Raw genomic sequence first — 20,128 nt, forward strand, 5'->3', positions numbered from 1 at the left:
TGACTGATCGACGAGCGCCATTCAAATCGGAGTTAGGTACAAGTATGCATTTCATCGGCACCTTCATCATACTAATTGTCGTTTCTTTGTCATCAACAGCGAACGCGACGAATTCAATGAGCAACAAAAAAGCCCACTTGATTTGCGAAAATATTGTTAACAAGATCAATACTGGGAAAATGTCTGAGAACTTAATCCGGTTTTCGAACTTAGAAGAAGTTGATCGCAAAATATTTTCGGAAATAAAGTCTACTCCAAATCAAATAAATGGCATCTACAGAGTTTCTATTCAAGGCAAGAATCGCGTGTTTGCCAAGACGTCTGACTTAGGTAGTTGCGGGGAATGCAGTATCATCGATACGCAAAGTACACAAACTGAACTTTATCCACCCGACGACCAAGAGCATTTCCGATGGGCGCACTGGGGAAATTGCGATCATTTGTTATTGATACATGGCGAACCAATTGTTGTATCTGGACGCTTCATGGTCGGCGAATCAGTAGCAGGTCTTATTTCATGGATTGCTCCAGATGGCGCGAAAAGAGCGCTTTGTCACTTAACTAGGAAAAATCATTTCTCATACGTGCAACGAGTTAACTTGAATAAAGGACTTTGTACCGCTGCAATTCAAAGCAATCTTGAATATCTTCCGTGGAGCGCAAAAGTCTCAACGGAAAAGCTCAAAAAAAGAAACCAAAAATTGGCAGTCCCTTTTGATCACACTGTTGATCTTCTAGTCGATTTAGATATGGATAAAAAAATCGATCATATTGTTCGATTGAATCATTCAAACAGTGCAGGTTGTGGTTCATCGGAACAGTGGCTGGCGAGTATTTCGCCAAATGGATCAATTGAAACGAACAGTCCTTTAAACGCGGCACTTTTAGCCGCCCAACGCGGACCAATACAACCAACTACAACGAGAAGTGATATTCAAATCTTTAAGTATCAAGAGAATCCATATGTTGTCATGTCTAGCCGCTCCACTTTTGTGAAGGACATTAATATGTCTGTTACCTCATTTTGGCAGGGCATTGAGCAGGAATGGTGTAGCTATACAATTCTTCCAAAACATGCAGTACTGAAATACTACCCGGTAGAAACTTGGCCAGCACGCTAATATGTGACAAGAATCTTGATCAGATCAACGTATATATTGAAATCGCAATGTGCCAAAATTTTTATCCCGTGACTCTTTGGTTACGATGTTACAAACGCTGTTTCAATCAATTCAACTATAAACAACAGATATGGCACGTGTAGAATTCCAAGCAAACATTCAGGCACCAATAGAATTCGTGTACCAAGTTTCGCAAGACTATGCCGTGCGTTATGACTGGGATCCATTTCCTGACAATATCGCTCTATTAAATGGTGCTCAACGCATAGAGAAAGGTGTTTGCGTTGCGGTGACGGCAAAAAGCGGCTTATACATGGAGGTGGAATTTGTACAAGTGATGCCTCCTACGACTGCGGCAATTACGATGAAGAAAGGCCCTGCCGTTCTGCAGGGGTTTTCTGGTAGCTGGGTGTTTAAATCCATTTCCCCAACTGAAACGCATGCTAAATTTATCTACTCGATAAAAACCAAATGGTGGTCTATTCCTTTGCTATCGGAGGTGATCGCTAGTCGGTATTTTTCCAAGGTCATTCAATCAAGATTAAACGGTTTAAAAACCTATTGCGAAGCGAAGAACAAACCCATAATCTAAGCAACATTATGTAAACAATTAGGCAAACGAATTGTGTAAATATTTCGCTTAAAAATATCAGTACAATTTGCCGCACTACTCGATATCAGATTCGATTTTTCACTTCAAGTAGGATCGTCTACGAATCCTTTGAGCCCCAATAAAATCACCCGTTTCACTTACCCAACTATCTCATTTCTGAAGGTTAAAAATGCAAGTTGAACACCGAATTACTATCGCAACACCCCCAGCAACGATCTTCCAAATTTACGAAGATGTCGAAAACTGGCACACCTGGGATCCAGACACCAAACAGGCATTTATTGATGGTCCGTTTCGCGTTGGTAGCCGCGGTCGAATCACGCCTCCTAAGGGCATGAGCGTTCCTATGCTCTTCACTCAAGTGGAACCGGGCAGGTGTTTCACGGTTGAATCAAAAATTCCTCTGTTTCGTATGTTGTTCGAACACGAACTCATCGCCATAGCAGGAGCAACAGAAGTCATACACAGAGTGACATTCTCGGGTTTGCTATCTATTGTCCTAGGCCCCATGCTGTCTAAACAGCTGAACGCTGGTCTGCCGATCACACTCCGTAATTTGAAGGCGCTGGCCGAAGCGAAAAGTGCGAATTGATCATTAAAGAATGTGTCGATCTTTTCATCGTCGTTTTATTGTGCAAGAACACTCTATTGCGACGTTCGATTTTTGAAGAAAAATGGATGGATGAAGTGATTAGAAAATAACGACATTCACACAAGGCATTCTTAATACAAGTTGGCGCTGTAGCGATGTAGAGATCTAGATTTTGGATCGTCATTTTCCAATTAAATCTATACAACCCATTACATCGCTTTTCTATGTTGTTATGTCTTGTTTTTGAATGACTCTGGAGAAAAAATCAAACCAAACGAGTGTTTCCAAAGACTACAATTTTATTATCTAATCTTTACGGCTATGATAACTTGAGTTTCTTTCGCATTCAAACAACCGAAGAATAGAAATGAACGAGACATTATCTCCAAACCTAAAGGAAATTGAAGGGCGGCGCGCTCTAAAAAAGCACGCACTTTATATGGCGGCCAAGACACCTATTTCCAGATGGCCTGAATCACTTGCTTTGAGTTGTGCGCCTATTTTTCTCGCGCTGCTGTTCGACAAAGACATCGCCACATCGAATTCTTTAAGAACAATCGCCGTTGTGACATTTCTCGTCTATGTCAGTTGTACAGCATACTCGATAAGACGTTTAAACGAGAAAGTACAAGCAATGTCCGAATTCATAAACAGTCAGCAATCTTGTGACTCGCCAATGCTCTTAGACCCGCCAACGGCTCAAGACAAGCGGCATTAGCCACCAATGAGTATCGCCTCGCCCGCTGGCAGAATTCTGGCTCCCTGTCTTGTCAACAGTAAATTCAAGAAGAGCAGGACGGTCGAATTTGCAGAACCATTCTCCGTCGAAATTGACGCAGGTCTTTTTGTGAATCCGCAGAAAGATTGATTAAGCATTCGGAGTCAATTCCTTGACCTGTATTTCTACCATTTCGGTCATCTTGTTCTACTCGACGCTATTTAAGGCTAATTTTCAATGAACCGCTTACTACGTAAATTTTCATGGCTTTATTTTGGATTGGCGTTATTCGCATTCGCAGCGGACGTCTTCATTTGAAATACCACGAAGTATCGTGATCAGGCTGCTACCTGCAACTTTTATGATGCGATGCTGATTATGATTGAATGCCGCGAATTTGTTGGTTCCAATGCGTTGGAATCATTCTTAAACTGGCCATTACAATTCTATTACTTTGCGCTATTTGCGCATCTTGATTTTGCGATGGTGATTCTTGCAATACTGATTTGGTCGCCAATCATTTTCTTACTTTGGACTTATTTTCAAAAACTGTATGCGGCTATACGTCATATTCGCTCATGAAACATTCTAGATCATGAAAATTAACGCAGCTATTTTGCCCTTAGCGATCCCATCAGTTGCTTATGCTAGCGGTGGTGACATATTGAGTTTGATGTGGATTGAACTTGGGTTGTTTATCGCGATTCTAATTTTTTCTTTCGCTTCAAAACTCGCGTTAAAATATCGAGCAACAATCTTTTTCACATATGTGATTTCAGTAGCCATCGCGATATGGTTGACTTCTTCTATGCCGTATTTAGACAACTTAATTCTTATAAATAGTACGAACTTCCTACTTCCGATTATTGCTTGTATTTGTTTGGAAGTGGTGCGCTAAGCAAACTAAAGCATAACTGGGCGTTCGTTTTAGACGACTTTGACTAAATCAACCATATATAAAACAAAAATGTTCACCATTTGGTTAGGAGGAATATCACTTCTCCTCATTACCATATCGAGCGCTTTTTCTTACTATATTGCTTACCCATATCGCAAGATTGAAATGAGAATGAGCGAAAACCAAGTAATAGAAATTTTCAGTGAAAGCTATCAGTTAATTGATCTTAGCGAACAGTCACATTCATGTGAAATAGATGCCTGCAATGGCGATTGTGGAACGATGAAAAATAGCGGCTCGACTTATTTTCTTACGTTCAAAATATTTTTGATACTTACGCGATCATCTCTATTCTGAGTAGCGCCTATGAGGTCGCAACCATCCCACAGTTTCTCATCTCTTCGCAACAAACATTCAAGATTTTCTACGTAATCAATCCCAGATAAATTCATCTGAAAGCATCACCTGCGCATCATTCGCACAAGGTCGTCACCTACGTCAAAATCAAATTGACTATGATGACAACTATGCCCTTATGCTGAGAAATTAGATACTTATTTGAAAATATTCTTCGTCAAAATACAAAATTCGGCTAGTCCACATTGCATATTTGGTCTTACCACATTAAAATGGTCTGACCAAATATGTGAATTTGATCGATTTTATAAAACAGACTCGAGACGACTATGAAACTTCAGGCAAAAATTCTGTGCGCCGCACTTTGCACCTTATTCATTCAAAACGCCGCCTTGGCAGATGGGAAATTCCGCAATCCCGACAATCCCAATCTGGCCGATTCTGGTGAAGGCACCTACCCAATTCCTTACAAAAAGCCCGTCGCCAAAGAAGTGACGGATGCCTTGCACAGAATACGCACTTATCTGGAGTCGACTACACCAACTCGCGTCATCAATAAATCGACTGGTGCTGCTATCACTGATTTTAAAGTGCCGGTAAAAGAAGCGATCTTCGAGCCGAGCAAGGGTGATTACGGCATCATGGTGTATGAAATGGGTGTTGTCCATTCTGCGATGTTGAAAGTGCGCGCGGCGACCAATGACAAACGTTTTACCGATATGACCGAGCGTCACCTCGGTTTCTTTGCGCAAACCATGCCGTATTTCAAAGCGCAGGAAGAGCAATTTCATCTGGAACGTGGGAATAGTTTTTCGCGGTTTTTAGATCCCCGATCTTTGGATGATGTGGGTTCCATGTGTGCAGCACTAATTCGTGTACGTCTGGCCAAAGTCGGGCCGGATCTGAATAACATGATACAAACTTGTAGTCAGTGGGTGAGCAAACAACAATTCCGTTTAAACGATGGCACGCTGGCACGCAAGCGTCCGCAAGCGATATCACTATGGGCGGATGATATGTATATGGGTATTCCCGCGTTGGCGGAGATCGGGCGCTTAACGGGCGACAAAACCTACTTTGATGATGCGGTACGCAATGTATTGCAAATGTCCGCCTACATGTTCAATTCACAAAACAACTTATACACACACGGTTGGAATGCGAATAATCCCGAGGCACCACGCTTCTATTGGGCGCGTGCGAATGGCTGGGCAGTATTAGCGATGTCCGATGTACTCGACGTTCTGCCGAAAGATCATCCTGGCTATCCTAAAGTTTTAAATCAATTACGCCTAAGTTTGAAAGGTATCGCCGAACAACAATCGGGACAGGGCTTGTGGCATCAAATGATAGACCGCCACGATTCGTATTTAGAGACTTCGGCCAGTGCGATGTTTGTATATGCAATTGCGCATGCCGTTAATCAAGGCTGGATTAGTCCTAGTACCTGGGGTTCAATCGCGCAAGCAGGTTGGGCTGGCTTATCGACACGCATCACCGACAAAGGTGAAATCGAAGGTATTTGCGTAGGCACAACCTTTGCCAGCGACCAAACCTACTACTACCACCGCCCGACCAGTGTCGAAGCTTTGCATGGCTATGGCCCTATGTTGATGGCGGGTGCTGAGGTTTTGCAGATGTTGAAAAATCCGGCTTTCAATGTCGAACATAAAGTCAGAACTTATCACTATGTACCGACCGGTGCAGACAAAACTGATTATCGCGAACATCATTAAATTCACTGAGGATCAGCATTATGCGTTTTCAATTCAAAGCAATTGCACTGAGCATGGGCTTGTTACCACTCAGCTTGTTGGCGCAAACCAGTCAAGCACAAGAAAAGTTAACAGTGACCGTCACGCATCAACTCAATGATGCGCGTCCCTCCGAGACGATTACGATTCCATGGTCGCAGGTAAATAACTATTTGCCCGGTGCCTTAATTCAAAGAATTGCCGTCAAAGACAAGAGCGGCAAAGTATTGCCCTATCAAGTCACCAACGTGGCACCGCAGGCGAAAGATCCGCAAGGCATTGGCATCGCTTATGGTGAATTGATCTTCCAACACAACTTCGCCGCTGGTGAAAAAGCTGCGGATTTCACGATAGAAAAAATCGACACAGTTGCACCTGTATTTGACACCAAGGCTTTCGGCCGCCACGTGCCAGAGCGACTCGATGATTTTGCCTGGGAAAACGACAAAATCGGCCACCGCACTTATGGCCTGGCATTGGCAGCACCCGCACCTGTTGGCGTTACCAAAGAAGTCTTGGTCACTAGCGGCATCGACATTTGGTTTAAGCGCGTGCCCTACCCTATCGTGGATCGTTGGTACAACAAAGGTCACGACCATTATCACAAAGATGAAGGCGAAGGCTTAGACATGTACAACGTCGGTAAGTCGCGCGGCTGTGGCGGCACTGGCATCTGGGATGGTAAGCAACTCTACACCAGCATCAATTATGAAAAATGGAAAATTCTGGCTAACGGCCCGGTACGTACGGTGTTTGAACTCAGTTATCAAAGCTGGGACGCTGCGGGTGTAGCGATCACAGAAACCAAACGTTTTACGGTCGATGCTGGACATTATCTCGACAAAATAGAAAACACATTTCACTACGCGGGTAATGCGGCATTAACTGCTGCGGTGGGCTTGAATAAAACGCCGTCAGATAAAGGGCAAGAACCAAAAATCACTGTAGAAAAGAATTTGAAATCGACGTCACTTTCGCAATGGATACAGCAAACGACCAAAGGCGCATTCGGTACTGCGATTATTTTGCCGACTGCCAATGAGTATGCCGAAGATAATTTGAATCACTTAATTTTGGCACCGGTGACTAGCGGCAAAACCATGACCTATTACGCCGGTGCGAATTGGGAACGTTGGGGTGATATCAAGACTAAGGAAGAGTGGGATGCGTATCTGAGTAAGATGGCTGCGCGTTATCAGGATCCGATTAAAGTTAGTTTGAGTGGTAGTAAGAAGTAAGCGGATTCATTGCGGTAGAGATTAAAGTCTTTAGATACGCTTCTCATACCGTCAGAATCAAAATGAACGCGTAACAATCCCCTCTCCCGCAAGCGGGAGAGGGTTAGGGTGAGGGTGGTTCAGCAATGAAAATTTTCACTATCAGCCAAGACCAAAAAAACTGACGTATTAATCGCATGAATACTTTCGCAGCTAATCTGAACTCCCCTCATCCCCTGCCCCCGCTCCTACAACTAGCCGCTTGCGGGAGAAGGGTGTTTAAAGCGTCACTACATACTCAACAAATTAATTACTCAAAAATATGACCAACTCGAACTCTATCAATGTAAAACGCCGCAGCTTACTACGCTTCTCCAGCGCCGCCAGCCTGTTCGGAATTCCAGCACTCAGCCTATCGCAACTAACAACCGCAGCAGAAAGCGATCCATGGCAACGTGCAGCGAACATCGTTAAACAATTCTCCAAACCAATCAAGTTCGCCAAGCGTGATTTTCCGATTACAAAATTTGGCGCAAAGACCTGCGAAGTCATTACCGTCAATGCGCAAATCGCATCCGATACTGAAGGTGCAATTGAAGGCAATGTATTAACACCAAAAGCAGGTTCACATGATTGCTACGCAGCGATCAATCAAGCGATACAGGCCTGCAATAAAGCGGGTGGTGGTCGTGTTCTGATCCCTGCGGGAAATTGGTACTGCGCCGGCCCCATCCGTTTACGTTCAAACGTACACTTGCATCTGGCAGCGAACGCCCATGTATTCTTCAGCGCCAATCCAGCTGACTATGCAAAGTATGGCGATATCGATTGCGGCAAAAATGGCAAACTGGTGATCTCGCGCTGGCAAGGCAATGACTGCTTAAATTATTCGCCCATGGTGTACGCCTATGGTGAAAATAATATTGCGATCACAGGCGAAGATTGGAGCAGTATTCTCGATGGTCAGGGCGGTACTTTATTTGAAGATGGCTCCTCTAATTGGTGGGAATGGAAAGGCAGAAAAAATCCGAAGAGAGCTATCGCCAATTCTGAAGTGAATGTGAATCCCAACAATCCAGAAAATCTCGATCAACTAGCACCATCACTCACAGAAGAAGCAAAAAAACTGGTACAAGGCGTTGGTGATAAATGGCGTACCGATTCGCGCTTTTTGCCAGTACTGTCTGAACTCGGCATTCCGACTTCAGCCCGTATTTTTGGCGTCGGCCATTATCTACGTCCCTGCATGATAGAGCTGATTGGCTGCACCAATGTCGAACTAAAAGGCTATAAAATCCAAGCCGCCCCCTTCTGGTTACATCATCCCGTCAAGTGCCGCAATGTCCACATCAGCAAAGTAAATATGGACAGCATGGGGCCGAACAGTGATGGCTTTGATCCTGAAGCTTGCGATACGGTGTTAGTTGATCATTGCACCTTCAATACTGGCGACGATTGTATCGCCATTAAATCTGGCAAAAACCGCGATACGCAATTTGGCCCAACACGCAATATCGTCATCCAGCATTGCGTAATGAATAGCGGACATGGCGCTGTCACCTTAGGCAGCGAAATGGCGGCAGGTATAGAACACATCTACGCACAAGATTTAGAATTCCGTAATACGCACTGGGATAAAGATCCTCTCAATACGGCGATACGTATGAAAACGAATATGAATCGCGGTGGATTTTTGCGCCATTTTTACGTACGCAATATCACGATACCGAATGGGGTAAAAACGATGGCAAGTTTCTATAAGCCTTTGCCTGACTCGCAAATCCCAGCACAGACGGTTTCATCCAGCGCAGGCGCCGTAATCACTATTGACTGCGATTATGCCCCCGCTGACGATAGCGTCCGCACGCGTCCACCGATGATTTCAGACATTCACATTTCGAACGTGAAAGTCGGCACGGTGAATATCGATGGTGGCAATTATTCAGGCTATCAAGCCTTCGTCTTATTAGGGCCTGTCGCGTCTAGCTATAACGGCAAAACTAAACAAGCGATTTTACCGATACAAAATGTCAGCATACGCAACTGTGATTTTGGGACGGTGCGTAATCAAAACACTCCATGGTTCTTGCATCATGTGCAGAATCTGCAATTAGAAAATATTAAGATTAACGGCAAAACTTATACCGAAACTTTGTCGACTTAATTTTTGTTAGGCATCATCGAGCCGTGCACCTAATACGTGGCACGGTTCTGATGTTGGAGATTTGAAATTGAAGGACAGTTCCTTAGTGAAAAATCACAGCGCATCATAAATCAATTTGATACCAGAAATTCCCAACAAAGCTGTTGCCAAAGAATAGAAATAGCGCTCAGGAATCACACGCAATACATGCAAACCCATCCATACACCGAGTGGTGCGAAAATCGCCAGGCAAGCAGCGATTTGCAAACTATCTAGAGTAAAAAATCCAAGTGCAATATACGGCAATAATTTGCCTGCATTCACCACGGTAAAAAACACCGCCGTAGTCGCCACGAACTGCTCCTTCGCCAAATTTTTCGCCATCAGATAAACTAAAATCGGCGGGCCACCCGCATGCGCTACCGTACTGGTCACACCGGATACCGTTGCACAAATGCGAGCAAATAATTTACCAGGTTCATGTTGCCAACGCAGGCGCTGGCGCAATTGAAACATTCTATCCAACATAAACGCCACGGCAATGACGCCTATCATGCCTTTGATATGCTTATCTGAAAATACGCCCATAGCGAAGGCGCCCAGAACAATGCCGGCTATCCCGCCAGGTAAAATGATTTTCAATTCGGCGACCGACCACTTTTTCCAATAAGCTTTCACGCCGAATACATCCATCACGCAGAGTATCGGTAGTAAGACCGCAACGACTAAACGCGGCGACAAAAACATTGCCATTAAAGGTACACCAACACCGCCTAATGCGCCGCCAAATGCGGATTTAGAAATACCTGTAATCAGGATGGCGATAGCGCAAATAATCCAGCCTACTACACTCATTTCATGCATAAAAACCATCCGCACCCGCGTTCAAATTGACACGAATTAAATTATACAAATTCATCTCAATACTGCCTTTGGTATTCCATTCAGCATATCCCAATCTTGTTCATTAAACTTGGCCTGTACCAACTTCGCTTTTGGATAGCTACTGACTTCGCGTTCGTCGTTGATAATCGTCCCACGACCTTCGGCGATGAAGTACAGAATACGGATGTCATCCGCATCCCTATTCCAAGGACGAGCGCCCGCATATCGCAGCAATTCTGTCTCGACATCTTTGGCGGGCATTGCCTGCAAACCCTCAGGCCAGTCAATCGGCGTCTCTTTCACGAGTAGTTGTGCACGTGTCTGCCCATAGCGCCCTAACATCGGCAAAGGCATACCGAATTGATCGACCGCGATATTATCTTTTTCAAAATACGCTAAATCACCATCACCACCGAGGCTCATCAGAGGCAGTCCTTTTTTTGTAGACAGACCACCGCGCATCACATTGCCGACCACATTTAATTTACCCAATTGATACGCATGCTCACCCCATTCCAATGCCATCAGATTGTAGTGAATTGCTTTAGCGCGCGGATTGTAGATCAGATTGTTCACGACGGATGCTTGCACACCGCCTTTGAGCAAAGGATTACGTTCTACATTGTGCGCCCAGATGTTGCGGTAAAAAACAATCTGCGTGACATTATCATGTACCAGGCTGCCTTTCGAATGCTCGCCTTTGCTATGACTGGCTTCTGCCAAGCCCTCAGCCGCGATATTGTTCGAGAACAGTACATGATGGCTCGTACCATTGCGCCAGTCATCGGGCGTTTCACCTTTAAAGCGCGGCCCCGATGCCGACATGTTTTCATCAATCGCCCAACTGATACTGCAATGATCGATTAAGACATGGTGCGCAGCGGAGACATTGATCCCATCCACTTCCCAGCCACTCGCTTTAGTCTGTCCGTCAACGCCAGTACGCACGCGCAGATGTTGGATGATAGTTTGCGGTGCGCGGATATTAATCCCGCCACGGATCAGAGTAATACCGGGTGCTGGTGCTGTTTGACCAAGGATAGTGACATTCGGCTCAGCCACTTGTAAAACACTGCGCTCAAGATCGATCACACCACCAACTTCAAAGACAATAATCCGTGGTCCTTTCGTATCGAGTGCGGCACGCAAAGAACCCGCGCCTTCTTTCTGTAAATTCGTGACGCGTATGATTTGTCCACCGCGACCACCTTGTATTGACTCTACCCATGACATCGTCGCGGGGTAAGCGTATTGTTTTTGCATGACAAACAAATCGGCCGCACCAGCATTGCCTGCCAGCAGCATCAGGCTGACACCTGCAAACAAAGTCCGGCAAATTTGCCCATAGCTTGTGAATAATAATGTGTATCTGTTCATCACTACTTTCTCGTGCAATTTATTTTGGTAAAAAAAATGCGCGGCTTAACAATACATTCGTTAAGCCGCGCCATCGTTACGTCTTGTTAGCGAATCTAAGGCAACACTCAGAATTTATACCGCGCTCCGAGTAAAAATTCACGTCCAGTCACATTATTGACCACAACACTATCGCGGGCTCGGCTGATGAACTGGTCGTTGGTTTGATTCGTCAAGTTAGAACCTTCAAAACTGATTTCCCACTTGTCATTGATTTTATACGTGACGGACATATCGACATTGAGCGTACTATTTTTGCCTTCAACATCATTATTATTCTGACCAGGAACACGGGTCAGGAAAGATGAGCGTTTAGATGCAGAGACACGCGCACTAAAAGCACCATCATCGTAATACAGCGTCGCGTTCCAAGATTTTGGCGACAGATTTAACAAGTCATCGGTAATCGTCACCGCGCTGGTTGGCGACACGACATATTCAATTTTGGATTTCACATAAGTGTAGTTAAGCAAGCTACCGAAATTCTTGCCCCAACTTGGCAAGAAAGTGAATGGCTGTTGATAGTTCAATTCAAAGCCACTCAATTTGCCACCCTTGGTATTAATTGGCGCGGTCACTTGAAATACTTCTTCCCCCGTGAAGTTGGCTGGCAACAAAGACATAGGCAAACCCGTGTCTTTAAAGGCGACGTTCGTGCGTATGCTTTGAATATAGGTATTGATATTCTTTTGGAATAAACCTAAACCGAGAAAAGCATTTTTGCCAAAGTACCACTCAAAATTGGAATCAAAAGTATTCGCGCGGAACGGTTGCAATAAAGGATTACCACTGGTCACAGACAAAGTACCGGTGGTGGAAATAGTACCGCCAGGATTGAGGTTACCAAGTTGCGGACGTGCCATGACCTTGGCGGCTGCAAAGCGGGCAATGAAGTCTTTGGTCAGATTCAAGGCGACATTCACCGACGGCAAAGTATTACTATACGAATTACGTACCGTCACTTCGGTGCCGCCAGCATTGGCTTGATAGCCAGTAGCAAGTTGCTCGGTTTGCACATAGCGCACGCCAAAATTGCCGCGTACTGGGAAGCCCGCGATATTATTCGTGAAGTCACCCATCACAAACGCGCTCTTATCATTCTCGGTCACAGCGCGGTTATTGCCACGCGCATTGCCATTCGTGATCGAAGATAAAGTGAAATCGCCAGGGCCACCTGCTGGTCCACTCTTTAGACAATTACAGTAAATATCATAGGCTTTCGCAATCGCATTCAGATCAGGAATCAACCATGAAGTTGGTGTGCCCGTTGGTAAATTTTGCCCGCGTCCGAAGCCCGTGAGTTGCGTCGTTAAACTCGCGATCGTCGTGCCTGCCGCTGGTGCAAAGATCGTGTCATTTTGGTTGACGCGGCGTGATTCATAGGAGTCAAAGGTGTACTTCTTCACATCAACACCTGCGCGCAATGTGAGCTTATCTTCGATCGCATCCCAAGCGAAATCCAGATGCGCGACATCATTACGATTATTCGCTCCTTGTGGCCGGATGCGGATTTCGCTGGTCGTCGTATTGGCAACGGTTGCGGCCTGTGTCCCGCTCGTTACCTGTGGCACCGATGCCAAGGTCATAGGGCCCGTGCTGGAAGCAGGATCAAACGGATAGGTAATCACAGGCAGACGATCATTATTGCGGAAATCCAGCGCATAACCATTCACATTGATCGCATCCAATGTGGTCGTGGTTTGCACAGGATTGGCAAACTTAGAGGTAGCGCGCCCGAGCTTGGCACTCATACGCAGAGTTTGACTGAACTGATGGTCGAGACTTAAAGTCGGTTGCGTGAAGGTGGTCGATAGCTGATCGAAACGGGATTCAGCGCGGATATCGACACCGTTATACATGCCGTATAGCAAAGCACCATTCGGCGCGTATTCGGTTTTCACCACACTCGTTTGCGGCTTACCACCCTGACTAGCGCTACGGCTAAACGAAATCGCTTCAAGAAAATCTTCTTGGCGCGTGGCGTCCAATTTGGAATACAGTAAATCCAGAGAAAAAACCGTGCCACGTTGCGGCTTGTATTGCAGCGATGCCGTTAATCCCAGGCGATCTTGATCATGCGTTAAGCGGCCATAACGTGGCAGGCGAGGGACAAAATTATTCGCCGAACTGGCGAGATTGTAGGCATCAATATTCTCAGGTGTATTTGGCAAACGCGCGACGCCTTGCGCCGCCGGACCGCAAGTCGTCGCGGTGGTTGTGGGATTAAGCGGTGTCACGCCGACAGGTGAACACCAACCACCAGATGATGGGCCATTATCCCAACGTACCGTACTGAATCCCTCTTCATACACGCGGCGTTTAGAAAAAGCGCCTGACAATAAAGCACCAAAAGTATTATCGGCATTCGTATTCGAAATTAAAAAGCCGACCCGAGGATCCGTTTTTTGCGACAAATCGTTGTAGCGACCTTTCGCCATCACCGTCGCATTAAAACCGCGTAGGTCAAACGGACGCATAGTTTGCAAATCAACTGTCGCGCCAAGTGAACCTTCATCCACATCGGCTGAAGCGCTCTTACGGACAGTCAGGGAATTAAATAATTCAGAAGGGAATACATTGAAGTCAAAACCACGCGAACGATTGGCACCGCCCGAACTGTCCGTGCCGCCTGTGGTCGCCAAGCCTTCAATACCGTTAATACGAACGCGGGTGAAATCTTGCCCTAGACCACGCACCGTAATACTGCGTCCTTCACCAGCATCTCGGTCAATCACCACACCTGGAATACGCTGTAAAGATTCTGCCAAATTGGTATCGGGGAATTTCCCCATGTCTTCTGATTTGATGACGTCAACGATGCCATTGTCGTCACGCTTTTTATTCAAGGCACTTTCGAGAGAGGCGCGAAGTCCGGTAATCACGACCAAGGTCGGCTGTTCATCGGCCTTAGATTTAGCATCCTGAGCATAAGCACTGCTAATCGCTAATGCCAGTACTGATGTGCTCAGTGCCAGACGCTGTATATTTTTTCTCAAAATGCGCTTGTGCATGATGTCGTCCTTTAGTCTCGAGTTTTATTGTGACTTAGCTTATTTTCCGGGCTAAGTTTGATCCGATTCTAAAAGTAATCTCGCCAGCAAGGCGAGAACTATTCATGGTGACAAATAAGCAAATCAGGTGATGAGAATGTTTCTTAGGCAAGCTTCTGAAAAACATTGCAATTTCAAATTACGTAAAAAGTCATCTAAATTACATTCTAACTAGACCAACTTCGTCAAAATTTTCATTCAATTTCCGATATGAAACATTTATCATAGATCCATAACGGGCTTTTAATCGGCGAAATTATTTTCAAGATTTGCGCAAAAAAACAACAATTGGCCTTACCAAATGTATTTTTTGGTTCACCAAAATAGGTTTTTTGGTCAATCCAAATTTGGTACTTATCATGCCAAAAATCTGCAGATGGATGCACAAACCCAACTGGTAAAGACGCGACAAATGAATCGCCTTTACGGCGATTTGCGAATTTTTTGTAGCAATTGCTCCACCTCATGCCCCAAAGGAATTTGATGTTCACGCAATAGCTGTACGTGCAAGACCAAGTTCTCTAAGACCAACTTAGCCGCCACCGCCAGTAAGCTCAGATGTTTATCTTCCTCACTGAAACTTTCCATTCGCGCGGCCATTTCGCAAAGATGCAGCGCTACGATCTCCCTCAGCTCGTCTTCTTTGAACGGAAGGTCAGCGAAATCGATAGGATCTTCACGTTCGACTTCTTGCATCAAAAGTTGCAGCATTTCTGGTGTAATAGACATGGCTTGCTCCTGAGGGCGTCCAGCATCAGCTTATTGGGTTAGATCAGCATCCTGCGGGGCGTCATTGCGTGGCAATGGCAAGGCGAACCAGAAGCAAGTACCCTTCCCCACCTCAGACGTGAAACCTATCTCGCCGCCCATTTGTTCTATCAATTTCTTACTGATATTTAATCCCAGGCCGGTGCTTCCCTGTTGGCGCGTATCGGTGCAATCAGCTTGCGCAAATGCCTCAAAGATGCGCGGCTGAAAATCGAGCGGTATGCCGCTGCCATGATCTTCCACATACACGACGACTTGATTCTCTTGCTTACGCAAACTGAGTAAGACCACATCACCGGCATGTGAAAATTTAGCGGCATTCGATAACAGATTCGCCAACACTTGCTTGACCCGATCAGGGTCAGCATCAATGTGACAATCCTCATCCCCGCCATCCACGCTTTCCAGGCAATCGACCAAGTTGATTTTTACAGAAAACCCCGCCGCATACGCTGCATTTTCATCAATCGCCTGTTGCAATAAGACCCGCAAACTAACCCGACTGATATTCATTGCCATTTTGCCGGACAGTAGTTTCTCCATATCGAGAATGTCGTTAACCAAAGTGATCAAGCGTTGACTATTTCTATTGGCGACTTTGACCAACTCCATGACTTTCGGCTCCAGTTGCCCCATCACCCCATTTTCCAGCAATCCTAGCGCACCGCGTATTGAGGTCACTGGCGTTCTTAACTCATGGCTTACAGTGGAAATAAATTCTGCTTTAATTCTGTCTATCTCTTTACGTTTAGAAATATCCACCATGGTACCGACCATACGCACAGCGCGGCCTTGTTCATCGCGTTTCACAATCAATCCGCGATCATAGATCCACTTATAACTACCGTCTTTACAGAGTAGTCGTAACTCCACCGCAAATCCTTTTGATGCGCTGTGCAGATGCGCATTCATTTCGCGTCTGACGTTCTCCCTATCATCGGGATGTATTCTATGTTCCCACTCAGTGACTTCATCATCGATTTCAGAATCTGCGTAGCCAAGCATCTCTTTTCCGCGTACGGACAATTTCACTTTATTCGTGATCAGATTCCAGTCCCACACGCCATCGCCACTGCCCTCGATCGCAAAAGCCCAACGCTCTTCGCTCAAGCGTAAGGATTCAAATGCAGCTTCTTTTTCTTGCTCAAGTTGTTTGATCGGACTAATGTCCATCCCAACCCCACAAGTACCAATAATTCTGCCGGCTGAATCAAACAAAGGTGATCTAATGACCAAATAGACTCTACTGCCGCTTTCTTTGTGGACGATGGTTTCCGTGCGCAAAGTGGCGCCACTTTGCAATATGATTTTGTCATTTTCTCGTACAGTTGCCCAAAAATATTCAGGTAATACTTCAGTGTAGTGTTTACCACAAACTAATTCATTGCGGCATTCAAAAACCGACTCGTACTCTTTGTTCACATACAAATAGCGTCCTTGTGTATTGCGCACATGAATGAAGGAAGTCGTGCAATCCATCACCGATTTAAATAGATTTGAATTGTGTTCATTACGCACTATGGCATCTTCTTCCCGACGCTTAGCTGTGCTGAGCGCAAAGAACAAACCCAGATTAAACAGGATGCCGCCAATTGCAATCAAGATGCTTTGCGTCTTACCTGCTGCTTTCAAAAAATTCTGATTTGCAGTTACCCGCAACAACCACTTATGCCCACCGATTTCTGTGGTCAACTCGCGCCTATAGTCAGAATGAGCGACCGTCATAGCGCCTACACTGCTATATAACGATGAATCTAGATTGGAGGCGCCGCTGTCAAAAATTTCCAAATCGACGTCACTAATCGCGGTACCAAAAATTCCCCGCATCAAGTCTTTCATACGAAAAGCACCACAAATCAATGCACGCAAATTTTTACGCCTCTCATCTGCACTATTGAGTGAAGCTCGCTGATGAAATACCGGATAACAAAAAATGAATCCGTACTGCGCATCTTGGGTATTTTCTTGTACTAGTTTGACCGCAGCAGACATGCTTGGCATGCCTAAGTCAATCGCCCTATCCATCGCTTCTCGACGTATGGGATTAGTGTACATATCGAAACCAAATGCGCGCAGATTGCGCCCAGAAAACGGTTCTACGTAGACTAAGCTGTGATAGACCTCACGTGCTGGTTGCTCAGGAATAATGGTGTAATTGGGAAAACCTTCGGCACGCACACTGGCGATATGAGCAGCTTTATCCTGAGCCCGAATCGGAAAATCAACCGCCATGTTTTGTAAGCCGGGGAAGTTCTGTTCAATGTTTGCATTCTCTACAAAGTCATGCCACTCTTGTCGGCTAACATGAGAGCTGCCGACGAACAGGCCAACACCGCCGTTCAAAAATTGCTGGTATTGCTGCATGCGTGTGAGCACCGCATCTCGAGTGCTATTGACCCGTCTTTCGAATCGTTCCTGTGCCAAATCATGCAAATGTTGATCCGCATAATTCCAGGCAACGGCGGTCAAAACCACAGAGCATAAAAAGATCAGGCGATAGGCATAGGAACGCGAATAGCCTTTGCGCCTAGCGCTGGTCTGGATCGCTTCAAAGCTAGGAGGTAAGTCCTTCACAATTACTATCCCTAGGTGACTATTAGCCGATTAAGAATCTCATATTCACTCTAATTGAAAACATGTAAGAAGCCAACTAAGATTGATGTATCGTGGTGAATCACCGACGACATAGCCTCAATTCAAGTTGATGACGTAGTAAATTCAACATTTTTTCATTTTGGGCACAAAAAAACCCGATATCAAATCGGGTTTTTTGTAACACGTAGCTTAAGGGTCAACTTCAGGCTGCTGATTTTTCTGCTGGCTTCTCATCACGCAAAGCACGGCGCAGAATCTTACCCACATTAGTCTTAGGCAACTCGGTGCGGAATTCTATGTACTTTGGTTTTTTATACGCTGTGAATTCTTCCTTACAGAATGCCATTAAAGCTTCTTTGGTTAAGGACGGATCTTTACGCACAACAAACAGTTTCACGGCTTCACCAGAATTTTCATCCGGTACACCGACGCAAGCACATTCCATCACACCCGGATGCCCAGCCACCACGCCTTCAATTTCAGTCGGATAGACATTAAAACCTGAGACCAAAATCATATCTTTCTTACGATCGACAATCTTCGTAAATCCACGCTCATCCATCACACCGATATCGCCAGATTTGAAGAAGCCATCTGCCGTAAATGATTTCGCTGTTTCATCTGGACGATTCCAATAACCAAGCATCACTTGCGGACCGCGGATCGCGATTTCACCACTTTCGCCCAAAGGCACTGGATTCCCATCATCATCCAAAATCGCGATTTCAGTCGATGGAATAGGCAGGCCAATACTGCCACTAAACTCTGTCGCATTCGCATAATTCGCGGTTGCCACTGGTGAGGTTTCGGATAAACCATAGCCTTCGGCAATCGCGCATCCGGTCACCGCTTTCCAACGATCAGCGACCGATTTTTGTACTGCCATACCGCCACCAGTACAAACCATATAACCAGAAAAATCGGTATTGGCAAACTCAGGATTATTCAACAGTGCGTTATATAAGGTGTTCACCGCGGGGAAAATATTGACCTTATATTTTTTGAGTTCTTTGACAAAGCCCGGAATATCACGCGGGTTAGGAATTAACAAATTCAAACCGCCAGTGCGAGTACCGACCATGCAGCAAATCGTCAGCGCAAAAATATGGTATAGCGGCAAAGCACAAACATAAATTAATTGTTTGGTGTCTTGATGAACGTCCATACTAGGTTTTAACCAAGCATCATTTTGCAACACATTGGCGACGACATTTTTATGCGTTAATACCGCGCCTTTTGAGACACCGGTTGTGCCACCTGTGTACTGCAAGAAAGCGACATCATCTAGCTTCATCTCGACTGGTTGAAATTTCATACCAGCGCCCTGTGCCACGATATCGTTGAAACGGAAAGAACCTGGCAAAGAAAAAGCCGGTACCAGTTTTTTCACATGACGCACAACGAAATTGACGATTGTCCCTTTCAAGCCGCCCAGTAAATCGCCCATGGAGCAGACCACAACATGCTTAATATCGGTCTGCGCAATTGCCTGCTCTAAGGTGATCGCAAAATTTTCCAAAACGAAAATCGCTTCCGCACCAGAATCTTTCAACTGATGTTCAAGTTCACGATGCGTATATAAGGGATTCACGTTCACAACGATATAACCTGCACGCAAAATGGCGGCTAAGGCGACTGGATATTGCAAGACATTTGGCATCATCACCGCTACGCGTGCGCCAGGTTTTAAGCCGCGACTTTGCAACCAGGCTGCAACTTTCTTGGACATGACATCGACTTCACGATACGTCAAAAATTTGTCCATGCACACATAGGCGTTACGGTCAGCATACGACTTAAATGCTTCTTCTAATAAATGCACCAAGGATTTGTACCGAGTTACATCAATCTCTGCAGGCACGCTTGCCGGATAGGATTTCAGCCAAAATTTATTGTTTGCCGCGCTGGTATCTGTCGTCATTGTTGTCTCCGTTGTTTTAATTAGGTAGTTGCACCGTGCCCGTTAATGCTATGAACTGAGTGAACTCCGGTAGCGCGTCA

14 protein-coding genes are annotated in these 20,128 nt (G+C 45.4%); 8 read left to right on the top strand and 6 right to left on the bottom strand.

The features are described 5' to 3' along the window. The first annotated feature begins 44 nt into the window (after positions 1 to 44). From H8K55_RS03185 to H8K55_RS03220, 8 genes are all read left to right on the top strand, one after another. Complete coding sequence (locus tag H8K55_RS03185) at positions 45 to 1,121, top strand: hypothetical protein (protein WP_186940569.1); 1,077 nt, start codon at positions 45 to 47, stop codon at positions 1,119 to 1,121. A 130-nt stretch (positions 1,122 to 1,251) separates the two neighbouring features. Further along, positions 1,252 to 1,713 (top strand): SRPBCC family protein, encoded by a 462-nt coding sequence (locus tag H8K55_RS03190; RefSeq protein WP_186940570.1) that lies wholly within the window; start codon positions 1,252 to 1,254, stop codon positions 1,711 to 1,713. Positions 1,714 to 1,903: 190 nt separating this feature from the next. After that, positions 1,904 to 2,326 (top strand): SRPBCC family protein, encoded by a 423-nt coding sequence (locus H8K55_RS03195; protein ID WP_186940571.1) that lies wholly within the window; start codon positions 1,904 to 1,906, stop codon positions 2,324 to 2,326. 367 nt (positions 2,327 to 2,693) lie between these two features. Further along, entirely contained in the window at positions 2,694 to 3,044 is a 351-nt protein-coding gene (locus tag H8K55_RS03200) for a hypothetical protein (RefSeq protein ID WP_186940572.1), read from the top strand. A gap of 595 nt (positions 3,045 to 3,639) precedes the next feature. Continuing rightward, positions 3,640 to 3,942 (top strand): hypothetical protein, encoded by a 303-nt coding sequence (locus H8K55_RS03205; protein WP_186940573.1) that lies wholly within the window; start codon positions 3,640 to 3,642, stop codon positions 3,940 to 3,942. A 686-nt stretch (positions 3,943 to 4,628) separates the two neighbouring features. After that, the gene (locus H8K55_RS03210) at positions 4,629 to 6,035 is read left to right on the top strand and encodes a glycoside hydrolase family 88/105 protein (RefSeq protein WP_186940574.1); all 1,407 of its coding nucleotides are present in this window, start codon (positions 4,629 to 4,631) and stop codon (positions 6,033 to 6,035) included. A gap of 20 nt (positions 6,036 to 6,055) precedes the next feature. Beyond that, on the top strand, positions 6,056 to 7,291 hold the full coding sequence (locus tag H8K55_RS03215; protein ID WP_230408464.1) for a DUF4861 family protein: 1,236 nt from the start codon (positions 6,056 to 6,058) through the stop codon (positions 7,289 to 7,291). Positions 7,292 to 7,592: 301 nt separating this feature from the next. After that, positions 7,593 to 9,434 (top strand): glycoside hydrolase family 28 protein, encoded by a 1,842-nt coding sequence (locus tag H8K55_RS03220; RefSeq protein ID WP_186940575.1) that lies wholly within the window; start codon positions 7,593 to 7,595, stop codon positions 9,432 to 9,434. Between the two features lie 93 nt (positions 9,435 to 9,527). On the opposite strand, the gene H8K55_RS03225 is transcribed toward H8K55_RS03220, so the two are convergent. The 6 genes from H8K55_RS03225 to H8K55_RS03250 form a co-directional block, all read right to left on the bottom strand. After that, positions 9,528 to 10,277: a sulfite exporter TauE/SafE family protein gene (locus H8K55_RS03225; protein ID WP_222612333.1), complete on the bottom strand. Its 750-nt coding sequence runs from the start codon at positions 10,275 to 10,277 to the stop codon at positions 9,528 to 9,530. Between the two features lie 51 nt (positions 10,278 to 10,328). Continuing rightward, on the bottom strand, positions 10,329 to 11,675 hold the full coding sequence (locus H8K55_RS03230; RefSeq protein WP_186940576.1) for a pectate lyase family protein: 1,347 nt from the start codon (positions 11,673 to 11,675) through the stop codon (positions 10,329 to 10,331). 107 nt (positions 11,676 to 11,782) lie between these two features. Next, positions 11,783 to 14,725 carry a TonB-dependent receptor gene (locus H8K55_RS03235; RefSeq protein WP_186940577.1) on the bottom strand — a complete coding sequence of 981 codons (2,943 nt, stop codon included), beginning with the start codon at positions 14,723 to 14,725 and terminating at the stop codon, positions 11,783 to 11,785. Positions 14,726 to 15,187: 462 nt separating this feature from the next. Beyond that, entirely contained in the window at positions 15,188 to 15,493 is a 306-nt protein-coding gene (locus tag H8K55_RS03240; RefSeq protein ID WP_186940578.1) for a hypothetical protein, read from the bottom strand. A 30-nt stretch (positions 15,494 to 15,523) separates the two neighbouring features. Beyond that, positions 15,524 to 18,106 (bottom strand): CHASE domain-containing protein, encoded by a 2,583-nt coding sequence (locus tag H8K55_RS03245; RefSeq protein WP_186940579.1) that lies wholly within the window; start codon positions 18,104 to 18,106, stop codon positions 15,524 to 15,526. Between the two features lie 223 nt (positions 18,107 to 18,329). Further along, the gene (locus tag H8K55_RS03250; protein ID WP_186940580.1) at positions 18,330 to 20,048 is read right to left on the bottom strand and encodes a long-chain-fatty-acid--CoA ligase; all 1,719 of its coding nucleotides are present in this window, start codon (positions 20,046 to 20,048) and stop codon (positions 18,330 to 18,332) included. Positions 20,049 to 20,128 lie beyond the last annotated feature (80 nt).

It is taken from the genome of Affinundibacterium flavidum, from assembly GCF_014284175.1.
Taxonomy (GTDB): domain Bacteria; phylum Pseudomonadota; class Gammaproteobacteria; order Burkholderiales; family Burkholderiaceae_D; genus Undibacterium; species Undibacterium flavidum.